The organism is Sandaracinaceae bacterium (genome assembly GCA_016706685.1).
Classification (GTDB): domain Bacteria; phylum Myxococcota_A; class Polyangia; order Polyangiales; family Houyiibacteriaceae; genus JADJJE01.
In genome coordinates this window covers 184,081-199,257 of sequence record JADJJE010000004.1, presented here as the reverse complement: position 1 = coordinate 199,257, position 15,177 = coordinate 184,081, and the positions used below count along the sequence as shown (strand labels likewise).

14 protein-coding genes are annotated in these 15,177 nt (G+C 71.2%); 4 read left to right on the top strand and 10 right to left on the bottom strand.

Going from position 1 to position 15,177, the window contains the following annotated elements; genetic code table 11:
* Positions 1-6: 6 nt before the first annotated feature.
* Positions 7-1,029 (top strand): sulfotransferase, encoded by a 1,023-nt coding sequence (locus tag IPI43_08665; GenBank protein MBK7774200.1) that lies wholly within the window; start codon positions 7-9, stop codon positions 1,027-1,029.
* A 10-nt stretch (positions 1,030-1,039) separates the two neighbouring features.
* Here the strand turns inward: IPI43_08665 and IPI43_08660 are convergent, their stop codons facing one another.
* From IPI43_08660 to IPI43_08635, 6 genes are all read right to left on the bottom strand, one after another.
* A complete protein-coding gene (locus IPI43_08660) occupies positions 1,040-2,248 on the bottom strand; it encodes a hypothetical protein (protein MBK7774199.1) in 1,209 nt (402 codons plus the stop codon).
* 52 nt (positions 2,249-2,300) lie between these two features.
* On the bottom strand, positions 2,301-3,170 hold the full coding sequence (prmC, locus tag IPI43_08655) for a peptide chain release factor N(5)-glutamine methyltransferase (protein ID MBK7774198.1): 870 nt from the start codon (positions 3,168-3,170) through the stop codon (positions 2,301-2,303).
* A gap of 1 nt (position 3,171) precedes the next feature.
* On the bottom strand, positions 3,172-4,062 hold the full coding sequence (locus IPI43_08650; protein ID MBK7774197.1) for a hypothetical protein: 891 nt from the start codon (positions 4,060-4,062) through the stop codon (positions 3,172-3,174).
* A 50-nt stretch (positions 4,063-4,112) separates the two neighbouring features.
* A complete protein-coding gene (locus IPI43_08645) occupies positions 4,113-4,271 on the bottom strand; it encodes a hypothetical protein (protein ID MBK7774196.1) in 159 nt (52 codons plus the stop codon).
* A gap of 1 nt (position 4,272) precedes the next feature.
* Positions 4,273-5,316: a serine/threonine protein kinase gene (locus IPI43_08640; GenBank protein MBK7774195.1), complete on the bottom strand. Its 1,044-nt coding sequence runs from the start codon at positions 5,314-5,316 to the stop codon at positions 4,273-4,275.
* 79 nt (positions 5,317-5,395) lie between these two features.
* Positions 5,396-6,037, bottom strand: coding sequence for an FHA domain-containing protein (locus IPI43_08635; protein ID MBK7774194.1), 642 nt, complete (start codon positions 6,035-6,037; stop codon positions 5,396-5,398).
* Between the two features lie 680 nt (positions 6,038-6,717).
* Between IPI43_08635 and pilB the strand changes: the two genes are divergently transcribed.
* The gene (gene pilB, locus IPI43_08630; GenBank protein ID MBK7774193.1) at positions 6,718-8,421 is read left to right on the top strand and encodes a type IV-A pilus assembly ATPase PilB; all 1,704 of its coding nucleotides are present in this window, start codon (positions 6,718-6,720) and stop codon (positions 8,419-8,421) included.
* Here pilB and grxD read toward each other — a convergent pair whose 3' ends face one another.
* On the bottom strand, positions 8,422-9,339 hold the full coding sequence (gene grxD / locus IPI43_08625; protein MBK7774192.1) for a Grx4 family monothiol glutaredoxin: 918 nt from the start codon (positions 9,337-9,339) through the stop codon (positions 8,422-8,424).
* 69 nt (positions 9,340-9,408) lie between these two features.
* On the opposite strand from grxD, the gene IPI43_08620 reads away from it, so the two are divergent.
* Together IPI43_08620 and IPI43_08615 are read left to right on the top strand one after the other, a co-directional pair.
* Complete coding sequence (locus IPI43_08620) at positions 9,409-10,713, top strand: TonB family protein (protein ID MBK7774191.1); 1,305 nt, start codon at positions 9,409-9,411, stop codon at positions 10,711-10,713.
* Positions 10,714-10,736: 23 nt separating this feature from the next.
* Positions 10,737-11,258 carry a hypothetical protein gene (locus IPI43_08615; GenBank protein MBK7774190.1) on the top strand — a complete coding sequence of 174 codons (522 nt, stop codon included), beginning with the start codon at positions 10,737-10,739 and terminating at the stop codon, positions 11,256-11,258.
* Positions 11,259-11,280: 22 nt separating this feature from the next.
* Here IPI43_08615 and IPI43_08610 read toward each other — a convergent pair whose 3' ends face one another.
* Genes IPI43_08610 through sppA form a run of 3 tightly spaced genes read right to left on the bottom strand, consistent with a single transcriptional unit; the run spans position 11,281 to position 15,116 of the window.
* The gene (locus IPI43_08610; protein MBK7774189.1) at positions 11,281-11,754 is read right to left on the bottom strand and encodes a hypothetical protein; all 474 of its coding nucleotides are present in this window, start codon (positions 11,752-11,754) and stop codon (positions 11,281-11,283) included.
* 51 nt (positions 11,755-11,805) lie between these two features.
* On the bottom strand, positions 11,806-12,609 hold the full coding sequence (locus IPI43_08605) for a methyltransferase (protein ID MBK7774188.1): 804 nt from the start codon (positions 12,607-12,609) through the stop codon (positions 11,806-11,808).
* A gap of 11 nt (positions 12,610-12,620) precedes the next feature.
* Positions 12,621-15,116 (bottom strand): signal peptide peptidase SppA, encoded by a 2,496-nt coding sequence (gene sppA, locus IPI43_08600; GenBank protein ID MBK7774187.1) that lies wholly within the window; start codon positions 15,114-15,116, stop codon positions 12,621-12,623.
* Positions 15,117-15,177 lie beyond the last annotated feature (61 nt).

The following is a 15,177-nucleotide window of genomic DNA, read 5'->3' as shown; positions in this document are numbered from 1 at the left end:
GCCCACGTGAGCGCGGGGCATCCCATCGGGGTGCAGAACCAGCTCATCTTCCTGCTCTCGGCTCCTCGCTCTGGCTCCACGCTGCTCCAGCGCATGATCGGCGGGCACTCGCAGATCTACACGCACCCCGAGCCGCACCTGATCTCGCCCATCGCGCACCTGGGCTACTACGACAACATCGACAAGGCCGCGTTCGATCACGTGAACGCCGCTGAGGCGCTCAAGTCGTTCGTGGCGGAGCTGCCGCGCGGTGAGCAGGACTACCTGGACGCGCTCCGGGCCTACACGGACATCATGTACGGGCGCATGCTGGCGCCCACCGGCAAGGCGCGCTTCCTGGACAAGACGCCGGCCAACAGCCTGGTGTGGCCGTTCCTCACCAAGCTGTACCCGCACGCCAAGTACCTGGTGCTCACGCGCCACCCGCTGGCCGTGTTCTCGAGCTTCGCCAACAGCTTCTTCGACGGCGACTGGCAGACCGCCTACGAGTTCAACCCGGTGGTGGAGCGCTACGTGGGGGCCCTCGGCCGGATGCTGCGCGAGCGCCCGGTGCCGCTCTACCATGCGCGCTACGAGGCGCTGGTGAAGGAGCCCGCGCAGTCGCTCGAGCGCATGTTCGCCTACTGCGGCCTCGAGAACGAAGAGGGCGCCGAGGAGTACGGCAAGGGCCCCGCCATGAAGAAGGGCATGGGCGACCCGATCGGCGTGCAGCAGCACGACCGGCCCGTCACCGGCTCCATCGGCAAGTGGACCCAGGAGCTGCGCGGCGACCCGAAGAAGCTGGACCTCGCGCGCCGCATGCTGGACCGCTGCGACCCGTTGGACCTCGCCGAGTGGGGCTTCGACGAGCAGTCGCTGTGGGCACCGTACGAGCGCGAGACCGGCAGCCAGGCGCCGAAGCGCACGCTCAACAGCTACACCTTCCAGCGCCGCGTCATGCTGGCGCTCAAGAAGGACATCGACACGCGCCCGCACGGCAAGCTGGTGCGCAAGATGAAGTACTACTGCGACGTGCTGCTGCGCGAGTGACGCGCGCCGCTCACGGCTCGGGCTGGCCGAGGGCCCGCGGGAACGGGTGCAGGTCCGCGATGCGCCGGGCGCTCTGCTCCAGCATCACGTAGCGGCTGGTGGTGTTCCAGAACAGGAAGCCGTCCGAGCCGCCACTGCGCGCGCCGCGGATCTGCGCGGCGATGAAGCGCGGGTTGAACTCGTCGGCCCCCTCGGAGAACGCTTGCAGGTAGGGGCGGATGACCACCTGTTCGCCCACTCGCCCGCGCAGCGCGGCCACCCCGTTCTGCACCAGGTTCTGCGCGCGGTTGCGGTTGCCCACCTGCCAGCTGCGCATGGCGTTGAGGTACAGCATGGGGCTGATGACCTCCACGTGCTCCGCCCACTGCACCAGGTCCTGGCCGAGGCCGGCCGGGTCGCCCTCGCGGTACGCGGCCAGCCCGAACACGTCCACGCTCAGCGGGATGCGCAGGCCTGCGTCCAGGCGCCGCAGCAAGCTCACCAGTGAGTCCACGCGCGAGCGCTCGCCCTCGGCCGGGAACACGGCCCAGCGCGTGGCGTCGTCCACCGGGAAGCGCACGTAGTCGAGCTGGATCTCGTCGAAGCCCAGCGCCTGCACCTCGAGCGCCAGCGCCAAGAGGATGGCGTGGTTCTCCTCGTTGTGCGGGTCGAGCCAGGTGCCGCCCGTGCCCGCCGAGACCCACGGCGCACGGCCATGCTGACGCCGCACGGCGAGGTCGGGCCGGCGGCGTGGCAGCTGGTTGTCCGCGAAGCACACCACGCGCGCGATGGTGTAGACGCCCGCGGCCTTCAGCTCGGCCAGCTTGGGGCCCAGGTGGCGGATACGGCGCCGCACGGGCGACTGCGCGCGCAGCGCGGGAACGCGCGTGTCGATGGCCACGTGCCCGTTGCTGTCCTTCACGTCGATGACCACCGCGTCCATGCGCAGCTGACGCAGATCCCGCTCCAGGCTGCGGGCGCTCATGCGCCGCATGGCGAACGAGTTCACGTAGATGCCACGCGCAGCGCGCCCCGCTGGGCTCAGCTCGCCGACCACCGGCGCCGGTTGGACGCTGCCACCCGTTGGGGTCTCCGTGCTCGGCGCTGCGGGGGCCGTGCTCGGCGCGCCCTCGGCCGTCTCGGCGTCACCCTCCGTGGCCGCGGCATGCGGGCGTGGGAGCGCGGCGGCCAGCACACAGGCTGCCCCCAACACGCTCCACACGATGCGACGGGACCTCATTCGATGGCTCTCGGAGCCTCCATGGTGCGTCCGGGCACCGCGCCGAATCAACTTATGCGGGCTTGCGACCCTCGACCACGCGCGGGATGCGGCCGAGATCCTTGTGCGCGCAGGCGTCGGTGAAGCCCGCCGCCGTGAGCAGCGCCACACAGGCGTCCGCCTGCCCGATGCCGATCTCGATGAGCAGCGCCCCACCCGCGCGCAGCTGCTGCCGGGCTCCCGTGACGAGCGCCCGCACGCAGTCGAGCCCGTCCCGGCCACCGTCCAGCGCCAGCCGGGGCTCGTGCTGGATGACATCGGGCATCAGCCCGGCCAAGTCGCCCGTGGGAATGTACGGTGGGTTCGACACGATCAGGTCGAAGCCCCCCGCCGGCGCGGTCACGGCCGCGAAGAGGTCGGAGCGCAGCGTGGTGACCCGCTCGCTCACGCCCAGGCGCTGGGCGTTCTGTTGCGCCACGCGCAGCGCGTCTTCCGAGATGTCCACGAGCGTGACCTGCGCCAGCGGCCGCTCGGCAGCCAGCGTGATCCCCAGACAGCCGCTCCCCGTGCCCACGTCCAGCACCGTCTGCGCTTCATCCTTGGGCAGCAGCTCGAGCGCGCGCTCGACGAGCGTCTCGGAGTCTGGCCGCGGAACCAGCACGCCCGGCCCCACCGCGAACGTGCGCCCGTAGAACGCGCGCTCGCCGATGATGTACGCCACCGGCTCTCGGCGACGGCGCCGCTCCACCAGCGCGCGGATGCTGGCGCGCTCCTCCGGCGTGAGCGGCCGCTCGAAGTCCAGGTAGATGCGCACCCGATCGATGCCGAGCGCGTGCCCCACCAGCAGCTCGGCGTCGAGGCGCGGGCTCGGGATGCCGCGCTTGCGGAAGTCGTCGGTGCACCACGTCAGCAGCTGCTGAAGGGTCCAGGTGTCCGCAGACAAGCTAGCGCATCCTGACGCGCTGCTTCGGCACCACGCCCGCACGCTGCAGCGTGGCGATGGCCAGCTGCTTCATCTCGGGGTGCCCCTTGCTCGCCATGGACATGACGATGTTGGGCTCCACCAGCACCAGGCGCTCCATGGCCTCGGCGGCCAGGCCACGCTTCTTCAGCGCGAAGAAGGTGAAGACCTGCGCGCGCAGCACCAGCGGGCGGACCTCGGCGATCTCCGGGTCGGCTTCCTTGATGCCCTCGAGGGCCAGACGCGCGTCTTCGGGCTTGCCGTTGCGGGCGAACGCCTCGGCGCGCACGGCGGCGTAGAGCGCCTTCTGCTTCACCTGGGGCTGCGCGTCGGGCTTGATGTCACGGGCCAGGTCGAGCGCGTTCTTGGGCTTGTTGGTCAGCAGGTACATCAGCCCGAGCTGGGCGCGGATGTCGTTGCGCAGGATGGCCGGGGCCTTCTCGATGTCGATGGTCTCGAGCTTGGCGATGGCGGCCTGCGGGTCGTCCTGGGCGAGGATCTGCGCCTGCGCGAGGACGTTCATGGCGTCTTTTCCCTCGGGGGACTGGGCCGCGAGCGCGGCCAGGGCGCTGGCGCGACCCTCGGCGTCCGTGGCCCCCTTCATGATGTCCACGATGGCCGACGAGCGGCGGGTCATCCGCCAGATGTAGACGCCGAAGCCGATGGCCGCCGCGCTGAGCAGGCCCACCACGACGACGCCGACGTAGCTGACCACGGGAATGGCCATGAAGGCCAAGAGCCAGAGGACGGCGAAGCCGAGGAGGATGAGACCAATGACGCGCCAGTTTGCGCGCGGACGCTCCACCTGGCGGAGCGCCTCGTTGGGGTCCACGCGCTCACTACCGGCTTCCAGCTTCTTGCCCTTTTTTGCCACGGGCTGGGACTACCCCGGAGGGACACTTGGGGCAAGCTGGCAGAGGCCGTTCAGCCGCCGGAGGCGAGCCCCGCGGCGAGCTCGGCCATGCTGGGACGCTGACGTGGGACCTCGCGCGTGGACGCCCCCAGCAGCGACGCGAGCGCGGGCGGGACCTGCCCGTCGGCGCCGGCCAGCAGCTCGTTCGCCGCGCGCCCGAGAGCAAACACGTCAGCCGCGGGTTGGGCCGGCGCAGACGCCTTCTGCTCGGGGGCATGTACTGGAGCGTACCCTCTCGGCGGTGGGGCTGGAGGAGGTGGCGCCGATGGGCAGCGCGATGCCGAAGTCCGTGAGCACCACGCGCCCATCGCGCCGCAGCAGCAGGTTGCTGGGCTTGATGTCGCGGTGCACGAAGCCCGCCGCGTGGACGGCTAGCAAGCCCTCGGCTGCGGTGGCCAGGAGCCCGAGCGCGCGCGGCACGTCATAGCCCCGGCGATCGAGCACGGCCTTCACCGACCCGGACGGCAGGTACTCGAGCGCCAACCCGAAGAGCGACTCCTCTAGGTCCAGCACACGGCACACCAGCGGGTGCTCGATCTGCGCCGGCGTGCGGGCTTCCACCAGCAGGCGCTCCCACTCGGCGCGGCCCCGTCGATGGTAGACCTTGAGCGCCACCAGCCGGTTCAGCCGCGTGTCGCGCGCCAGGAACACCGTGCCCGCGCCGCCGCGCCCCAGCTCTTGCTCGATACGGTAGCGCCCGCGCGCCATGGCCCCCTCGGCCACCAACGTGGCACCCCCGGCAGACGCCTGGCCGCGCTGCCCCAGCCGCTCGAGGCGCGTGGCCGCCCGCGCGTGCCCCACGTCGCGCGCCAGGATGGCTTCGTAGAGCTGACGAGCCTCGCCGTCGCGCCCTGCCCGCTCGTGGATCTCGGCGCTCAGCTGCGCCGCGTGCACGCTGAAGTCGACGTCCCGCAGCAGCGGAGCCAGCACCAGGAGAGCTTCGGCGTCGTCTGCCCGCGCGCTCAAGGTCTCGGCCATGGCCAGGCGCAGCCGTGGCAGCAGCACGCCGTGCACCAGCACGGCCGACGCGTGGCTCAGCGCGCTGCCCGCCCTGCCCTCGGCCTCGAGGCGCTCGAGGGCGGTCACCGCCGCGGCCTCGTCGATCTGCCTCGGGTCGTCCGCCATCTGGCGGAGCACCTGCTCGGGGGTGAGCGCGACCGCGGGCGCTGCGTGTGACGCCGCGCCCGAGGAGGCCTGCGGGGAACCCGCTCCCACGCCGTGATGCCCGGAGGCTGGCCCTCACCGGCTGGCTCACCCTCGCCACGGATGGCGCGCCGCACGCGGTGCCAGAAGCTCACGCCGTGACCTCGACGCGCACCCCGTCCACCGAGAGCACGTCTTCGCGCAGCAGGTCCACGGGCGCCATGCAGCGCTGCCCTGCGAGCTGGACGCTTCCGCCCGCGGCCCCGGTCAACACGCCGAAGCCCGCCTCGAAGCGCACGTGCGCGGCGACGCCGGGGAGCAGAAGCGCACCCGGACCCACCACCGCCACGGAGCCCGAGTCGAGCCCCGACAGCACGCGGAGGATGAGCGCCCCCTCGCTGGGCTCGATGCGAATGGACACATCATCGCCGAGGCCCACCTCGAGGGGGCCGGTGAGGGAAAGCGGCGCTCCGAGCGGCACGCCCCGCACCAGGGTGCCGTTGCTGCTGCCCAGGTCCTCGAGGACGAAGCCGTTCGGCCCCAAGCTGACGCGGCAGTGGGTGCGCGACACCCCCGTACCCCGCACACACACGTCGGCCTCCCGCCCCAGCGTGACGGGCAGCGACCCGAACAGGGCCACACTCACGGCACCCACCCGCAGCGTGCAGCGCAGCGGGGCGGTGCGGCGCGCCTCGAGGCGTCGCATGAGATCGCGCACCTCCGCGTCGGCCGACGACTCCGCCTGTTGCGCCCGTAGCCGCGCGCCCGTGACCGCCCGCTCGAGCGCCGCCATGGCCTCGCGCCGCTGGCCCACCACCATGGCCACCTCGTAGTCACGCACCGCAGAGCGCCGCTCCCGCTCGCCCGCAGCCTCGCGCGCGCCCTGCTCCAGCAGGGCCTCCAGGCGCTCGATCTCACCGGCGGCTTCGAGGCAGCGGGTGGCGGCGTCGCGCATGCCCAGCAGCTCGTAGGCCGTGGCCGCATACGCCGGCCGGTCCGCGCGCTCGAGGTGAGCCGCCGCGTCTTCCAGCACCCGGCGCTCGTCGGCGGTGTGCACCCCGCGGCGCTGCGCATCCTCGAGCCGCGCCATGCCGATGTGGCCACACACCTCACGCGCCTTCGGGGAGCCCTCGGGGAACCAGCGCAGCGCATCGCGGTAGGCCGCCACCCGCTCCTCCACCCCCGTGAGGCGGGCGGCGTAGAACAGCCAGGCTTCGCCCGCCTCGGCGTCCGCGCCGGCCTCGGCATACAGCTCGGCGGCCTCGCGGTACTCGCCGCGGCCCTCCGCCCGCCGTGCGCGGCGGTACGTCCCGTCGAAGACGCGTCGCAGGAAGCTCATCGCGCGCGATCCTAGCAGGCCCGGCCAGGTTCCGTACGTGAGGATTGATCCGCTCCTGTCGCTGTTTGAGGTATCCTCCGAACGGCTGTCCGCACCACGACAGCTCCTTCCCCCCGCCACGGAGTCATCGGTTCATGAGCAATCGCCTCGGAGAGCTTCTCGTACGTGAAAAGCGCATCAGCCTCGAGCAGCTGCGCACAGCACAGGAGACTCAGCGGCGCGACAAGGTCAGCCTTGGATACGCGCTCGCGCGCCAGGGTGTCATCTCGGACGACGAGATCACCGAGTTCCTCAGCGCCCAGTACCGGGTGCAGTCCATCGATCTCAGCAACTACGAGATCGACCCCGACGTGATGAAGCTGATCTCCCACGAGGTCTGCATCCGCCACAAGGTGGTGCCCGTCTCGCGCGCCGGCTCGGCGCTGATCGTGGCCATGGTGGACCCGTCCAACCTCCACGCCATCGACGACATCAAGTTCCTCACTGGCTACAACGTGGAGCCGGTCGTCGCCTCGGAGGCCGCCATCCTCGCGAAGCTGGAGACGGGCAACGCCGCGCCCGAGATCTCCTACGACGACATCATGGATGGCTTCGACGAGGAGGACATCGACTTCACGGGCACCGAAGAGGACGTGAACATCATGGACCTCGAGCGCGCGTCGGGGGACGCGCCGGTGGTCCGGCTCTGCAACGCCATCCTGCTGAACGCCATCAAGAAGGGCGCGTCCGACATCCACATCGAGCCGTACGAGAAGAGCCTGCGCGTGCGCTACCGCATCGACGGCGTGCTCAGCGAGGAGATGCGGCCGCCGCTCAAGATGAAGAACGCGATCTCGTCGCGTATCAAGATCATGTCCTCGCTGGACATCGCCGAGCGCCGCCTGCCGCAGGACGGACGCATCAAGCTGAAGATGGGCAAGGGGCGCGAGATGGACTTCCGCGTGTCCGTGCTGCCCACCCTGTTCGGCGAGAAGATCGTCATGCGCCTCTTGGACAAGTCCAACCTGCAGCTGGACATGACCAAGCTGGGCTTCGACCCCGAGCCGCTCAAGGACTTCAAGGACAACATCCACCGCCCGTACGGGATGGTGCTGGTCACGGGCCCCACCGGCTCGGGCAAGACCACCACGCTCTACTCGGCTCTGGCCGAGCTGAACACCATCGACACGAACATCAGCACGGCCGAGGACCCGGTCGAGTTCAACCTGGCGGGCATCAACCAGGTGAACATGCACGACGACATCGGCCTGAACTTCGCCGCCTCGCTGCGCAGCTTCCTGCGTCAGGACCCGGACATCATCATGGTCGGCGAGATTCGCGACTTCGAGACGGCCGAGATCGCCATCAAGGCGGCCCTCACCGGCCACATGGTGCTGTCCACTCTGCACACCAACGACGCGCCCAGCACCGTCACGCGCCTCCTGAACATGGGCGTGGAGCCCTTCCTCGTCACGGCCTCGGTCAACCTCGTGGTGGCGCAGCGCCTGGCGCGCCGCATCTGCGCGGACTGCAAGCAGCCCACTACCTACACCGACCAGGCCATGCTGGACGTGGGCTTCAAGCAGGCCGAGCTCAAGGACCTGAAGCTCATGAAGGGCACCGGCTGCGCCACGTGCGGCGACACGGGCTACAAGGGCCGCGTGGCCCTCTACGAGGTCATGCCCTTCCGCGACCAGCTGAAGGAGCTGGTGCTACAGGGCTGCTCCACGGCCGAGCTCAAGCAGGAGATGATCCGCATCGGCATCACCTCGCTGCGCATGGCCGGCCTCGCCAAGGTGCGGGCCGGCATGACCACGGTGGAGGAGGTGCTGCGCTGCACCACCTCGGACACCAACTGATCAGTACTGCGGGATGGACGGGTCCACGTCACGCGACCAGGCGGCGATGCCGCCGGCCACGTTGTAGACCTGCGTGAAGCCGAGCCGCAGGCAGTGCTCGGCGGCTGCCTGGCTGCGCATGCCGTGGTGGCAGTGGAACACCAGCACGGTGTCCTTCTCGAGCTTCTCGAGCAGCGCCCGACCCGCGTCGTCCAGCAGCTGCGTCCCGGCGATGGCGGCCGTCTCGCGCTCTGCGGGCGTGCGCACGTCGAAGAACTCGAAGGACTTGCCCTCGGCCTGCCACGACGCCACCACCTGCGGCGGCACCTGACGCACCTTGGCGGGCTCGTTGGGGTTGTCCATCTTGAAGCCGCCCTCGCCGTTGGGGCCCTTCACGAAGTCGATGACCATGCCGTCGGCGCGCTTGGCGCTGGCGCGGTCGAACAGCAGCTGGAGCCCGGGGCCCGTCACCACCAGGTCGCCCGGCTTCTCGTCGTCGAAGTCCATGCCGTACTCGAAGCGCCCGCTGATCTGGATGCGCACCGACAGCGGCCCGGGGCCGTCGTGGAACTCGCGCAGGGCCGTCACGGCGGCCTCGGTCACGGCCACTTCGGGGGGCGCCACTTCCGCAGGGCGCCGGCCGAGCACGCCGGCCAGCTCACCCGAGGCGTTGAGCTCCTTCACGATGTCGCAGCCGCCGATGAACTCGCCCTTCACGTAGAGCTGCGGGATGGTGGGCCAGCTGGAGAACTCCTTGATGCCCGCGCGCACGTCCGGGTCGGCCAGCACGTTGACCGTGGCGTAGTCGTCGAGGAAGTCGTCGAGGATGGCGATGACCGTGGCGCTGAAGCCGCACTGCGGGGCGCTGCGGGTGCCCTTCATGAAGAGGACGACTTCGTTGTCCTGGACGAGCTTGCGGAGGGACTCTTGGGTGCTCATGGCCCCAAGCAAGCACGGGAACCCCACTTCGCGCAAGCCGCGTAGGCGGCGAGTGGCTATGCTTCGACGATGCGCCGCGATGTCGCCGCCCTCGTGTCCGTGCTGGTGTCGGGCTGCCTGCACCTGGGGCTCATGGCTTGGCTCGACCGTGCGCTGCCGGACCCGGCTCATGCGCACGCGTGGATGACGCACGAAGCGCGCCTGGAACGCGTGGGGCCCGACGGAGTGCGCGCTGACGCTGCCCGGGGCGACGTGCGAGCCGACGAGATCCCGGTGGAGTTTGGTGGCCCCGACAGCGCCCAGAACGTGGACCGCGGGCTGCCCGGGGGTGGCGGTGAAGCACGCGCCCCGGAAGAGGGCGTGCTGCTCGCCATGAACGTGGACGACGTGCGCCTGCAAGATGCGCCGTGGAACGCGGTGGGCGTGGCGCAGGTGCAGCGCATCCACACCGACGCTTCGCGTGCGTCGTGGGACAACCGCCGTGCCACCCCCAACCCCCACGATCAACCGTTCCTGGCCACGGGGACCGGCAGCCACCGCGAGCGTCGGCGCGTGTCCATCCTCGAGCCGAACGAGGGCGCCCCCCGCGCGCCTGCACGGAGCGCCGAGGGCCGTGAGTCGGCTTCCGTGCTGGCCGAATCCAGAATCCCGCTGACGGTGGGAGGCACGGCTGGGGCCGCTCCCGCCGACGCCCACAGCACCGCAGCGCCGCTGGGCTCTGCACAGCCCAGCCCGGGCACCGGCATCGCGGGAGGCCAGGGCGCGCGGGAGAGCGCGGCCGCGCGCGTGGCCACGGGCCGCCCTGCGGTGGACGAGGGCCCGGCCGCCACGCTGGCCACCGCCCGCGAGCGGCCACGCGACGACACGGACTCCGAGCAGCTGGCCACCCAGCTGATGCAGTCGTGGGTAGACGCGTCTCCACGGACGGCCCGCGAGCGCGCCGCGGGCAACGGCGGCGTGGGCGGCGGGGGGCCCGCTGGCTCGGGGGGCGGGCGCACCCAAGGAGGCGAGGCCACCCCACACGCCCCCGGTCCCGGTGGGCGAGGGGCCCTCGACACGCGCGACTCGCGCTACCAGTCCTGGCTCTTGGCGCAGCGTCGCCGCGTGTACGGCGCCATGGTGTTCCCGCGCGAGCGGCAGCTGCAGATGGACCAGGGCGTGGTGGTCTACACGTTCAGCGTGGACCGCAGCGGGCACCTGGTGGGCGCCCCCCGCCTCTCGCGCAGCAGCGGGTACGCAGACATCGACGCGGCCGCTCTGCGCGCCATCCGCGAGACCCTGCCCACCGCGCCGCCTCCCAGCGAGCTCATGCAGGACCGCACGGAGCTGCCCGTGCGCATGCACCTGAACTTCAGCAATCCGATGGTGCGCTAGATTAGGGGTACACTCGGCATCCGATGCGAGCGTCACCCTCTCCCCGTCCTGTCCTTCGGCAGCTGAGCCGCGGCCTCGTCGCAGCAGCCACCCTCCTGGCTGCCTGTGACGACCCCACGCGCTATGTGCCGCCCGTGCACCCCATGGTGCAGGCCAGTGAGACGCTCGCTGCGCCGGGTCACTCGCTCGAAGAACGCATCGCCGCGCTGGTGGCGGGCACCTCACCGCAGCACGAGCCCACGTTAGAGCCGCTGGTCGGACACCTGGACGCGGGGCGCGCCGCCGAGTTCCAGCTCACCCTGCGGGGTACCTATTGCTACATCGTTGCCGGCGCTGGCGAGGACTCCATCGAGGAGCTGGACCTCGAGCTCATCGACGACCAGGACGTGCTGCTGCTGCTGGACCGCGACCCGTCGCGCATGGCCACCCTAGGCATTCGTGACGCCATCTGCCCCATGCGCCCCGAGGCCTATCGCCTGCGCGTGACCGCCACACGCGGCCAGGGCGCCTTCGAGGTGCGCGTTTTCCAGGCCAGCAACCTCTGAGCCGGAGCGGGCCGGGACCGCGTCAGCGACCGCCCGTGCCCGAGAGGCGAGCGCGGCGCTCCCGCGCGTAGGCATCCACGCCGGCGGTATCGATGCCGGCGCGCGCTGCATGACCCCGCAGGAAGTCGAGGGCGATGCCCAGGTCCGTCTCCACCACCGTGGGCACCACCGGCGGCGCGAACCAGTGCACCGCCGAGATGCCAGCGCGCACGATGCCGGAGCCGACGTAGAGCGCGTTCGCGACCTGCCAGCGCTTGAAGTCCTCCTCCCGGGACTTGGCCCACTCACCCATGCGCTTGCGGGTCTTGGCATCGCTCATGCCCGACACGGCCGTGGCATCGGAGACGGACACGTACTGTGCGCGCGTGCCGAGCAGCGCGCGCGTATCGGCTTCCAACACATCCGCGTAAGAGCCGTCCAACGTCGGCGGGAGGACCAACACCACCAGCGGAAAGTGAGTGAGATCGAGCGCCTTCGTCTGGGGGAGGATCATCACCCTCTAGAGTGTCCAAGAATCGGGCAAAAGGGAAGCCTCGGCGGTGTAAAACTACACCAACGCTGCAACCAAGGAAGCGGGCGCCTCCACTCCTAGTGCCCGACGCGCCTCTCGGTAGGCCGGCGTGAACTCCCCGTCGCGGCCGCGAATGCTCAGCTCCTCGCGCTCCACGGCGCCAGCGGGGAGGTCACACCCCAGCTCGTAGACGCTCAGGAACGCGCCATCCCGATCTTCGCGCATGCGGGCATCCAGCACGCTGTGCAGATGCAGCCCGGCCCCGCGCGCTGCCGTGAGGACCCGTGCGTCGCAGGCCGTCTGATGCACCAGGAAAAAGCGCCCATGCGGCAGGAGGTGCGCTGCTGCCGTCTCGCAGTAGGCCTCCACGCCCCCGCGCACCTCGAAGCGGCACGCGAGGCGCTGCGGATCCTGCGGAAGCACGCCAGCGTTCGTGGGAAAGTAGGGCGGCGACCCCGTGACCAGCGCGAAGCGCCGCCCCAGCGCGAGCTCGCGGAAGTCGCTGTGGACCACCCGGGTGGGCGCGAACCCTGCGGGCAGCTCACGCACGGCGCGGCTGGCCAGGGCCACGCTCTCGGCCTGCGCCTCCACGCCCACGCACTCGGCCGGACGTGCGCGGTGGGCGGTCATGAGCAGCACCGATCCCACGCCACAGCCGAGGTCCAGGTAGGCATCGTGCGGCGCGAGCGTGGTGCGCTGCGTGGCCCAATAGGCCGTCAGCACATCATCCGTGCCGGTGCGATGACCGCCCCTGCGCTGGTAGATGAACACGTCGCCGATCAGCCGGTCGTGCGTGACGTCCGCCGGCCAGTCCGCGGGGGCATCCACCGGGTGAGGCACGCCCTCCTCGCTCACTCGACCGCGCCCAGCTCGGGGAGATGCGCCAGCGCGCCCAGCTCGCCAATCTGCGACATCATCACCATCCACTCGAGCGCGCTGCTCGCCATGGCCGGCTGCGCGGCGCCATCCACGCGCCCGCCACGGCCGAGCTCCACGCTGGCCGCCGCGTCCCCCAGCACGTAGTCCAGCAGCTCGTCCGGACGACCCGGAGCCACGCTCACCCGGCAACCTGGCGCCACGTTCCCGCGCTCGCGTGCGCGCGCCAGCGCCGAGCCGAGCCCGCCCAAGTGGTCCACCAGCCCGTTCCGCAGGGCACGGTCGCCGGAGAAGATGCGGCCCTGCCCCAGGGCATCGACCTCCTCCACCGTCATGTCGCGGCCCTCGGCCACGCGCGTGAGGAACAGCTGGTACATGACCGCGATCATCTCCTGCAGCCGCGCCCGCTCGTCGTCCGTGAACGGGCGGAAGAGCGAGGTGGCCCCGCTGCGGCGACCGCGGCCCATGATCTCCACGTTGACGCCCACACGCTCGGCCAGCTGCTGGAAGTCCACCTTGCCGTAGTAGATGCCGATGGAGCCGGTGAGCGTGGCGGGATCCGCCCAGATCTCGTCCGCCGCCGACGCGATGTAGTAGCCCCCACTGGCGGCCACCGCGCCGAGCGACGCGATCACGGGCTTGTGCTCCCGGGCGCGCCGGATGGCACGCCAGATCTGCTCCGATGCCAGCGCCGAGCCCCCCGGCGAGTCGATGCGCAGGACGATGGCGGCGATGTTCGGGTCACGCGCGTAGGCGTCCAGCGTGGCGATGATGGTGCGCGCGCCGCTCTGGTGGATGTCGATGAGCGGGATGTCCACGTTCTCGCCATCCACGATGGCGCCGTCCACCACCACGATGCCGATGCCCTGACGCGGCCCGTCCTCGTCGCGGTAGGTGCGCAGCCCCGGCCGAATGCTGCGGGTGCCCAGCACCTCGCGCGCGCTCTCCCGCAGGTCCTCGGCGCCGAGCGCGCCGTCCACCAACTGCCCTGTGACCGCCTCGGGGGCCACGTAGGGCCCGCTGTCCACCCAGCCGCGCACGTGGGCCACCGACACCTCGGCGTCGCGCGCCAGGTCCGCCGTGAAGCGCGTGTAGACGTCGTCCAGGAACGCGTCGTACTGCTCGCGGGCGGGGGCGCTCATGCGCTCGTGCGTGAACTGCTCGGGGGCCGATTTGTAGTCGCCGATGCGCACGAAATCGGCGCGCACCCCGGCGTTCTCGAGCAGCGCGCCGAGCGACATCATCTCCATGGACGGCCCGATCAGCTGCACCGAGCCCGCGGGGTCTATCCACGTGCGCGCGGCGCCGGCGCAGGCATACCACTCGCCGGCGGACGCCGACTCGAGGTGACACACCACGGGCTTCCCCGCGGCCATGAGCGCGTCCACCATGAGCCGCAGCTCCTGCGCGTGGGCCAGCGGCAGCTTCACGCGCGGGCGGAGCACCACCCCTGCGACCTCACGCTCGTGCAGGGCACGGTCCAGGAGGTGCACCACGCGCACCAGCCCACGCGCGCTCATGTCCCGAATCTCGAGCTCGGCCACGTAGCGTGGCTCGGGAAGCCCGCGCGCCCAGGGGCCCCCGAACTCGCCCGTGACGAAGTAGCTGCTGCCCTCTGCGCCGTCCGGGTTGAAGCGCCCGGTGGCGCCGCCGCCGACCGAGTGGTTGCCGAGGCGCGCCTCCACACCACCCGTGACGCGCACTTCTCGCTGACGTCCGCGCGTCTCCCGCAGGTCGTCCACCTCGACCTGGGCCACGAGGTCCCCGAAGCGCGGCACGCGCGCCAGCACCGCACCACGCACGCCCAGCCGGTTGTCCGTGGAGCGAGCGACGCCGGCCTCCACCCGTACGCCGGTGTCCCCGGCGATGAGGGCAGCCGCCAAGTGGAAGGTGGCCGGCACGTCGCGCGTGGAGGTGGTGAGGCCCAGCGGCCCGAGCACGTCGTGCGCCACGAGGCTGAATTCCAGGAAGCGGCTGGGCCGCATGCCCACCGAGAGGTTGAGCCCGGTCACCCCGCCGAAGCTGCCGCCAGCCAGATAGTGGAGCGTGCCGCCGATGGCGAAGGTGCGCCCGGGTGCCCAGGCGAGCCCGATGGCGAGGCGCCCGAAGTCCGCGTCATCGCCCGCAAGGGTGACGCCGTCCACTCGTTCGGCCGAGAACCCGAGCCCGATGCCGTAGGGCAGGCCGCCCACGGCGTAGAGGCCGTTGCCGCGGCCCACGTCGAGGTTGGCTCCGCCCAGGTTCCCCACGTGGAGGAACCGCACGCGCACCCCGTCGGTCCAGGCCATCGCGGCGGGATGCGTCCCCACCGACAGCGCCCCCTGTGGCGCCGTCCAGAGCCGCGCGGGCCCCTCGATGCCTGCCGTGGCGGGCCGCGTCTGCGCTCGAGCGGAGGCCGGGGCCCCCAGTGACCCGAGCGGCGAGAAAAGGATGACGAGTGCCGAGAAGAGCAGCGAACGGGTGCAGAGCATGCCGCACAGTAGCGCGTGGAACGGCAGGGATCCCGCCCCGGTGGTACTTGAGTGCCAAGGC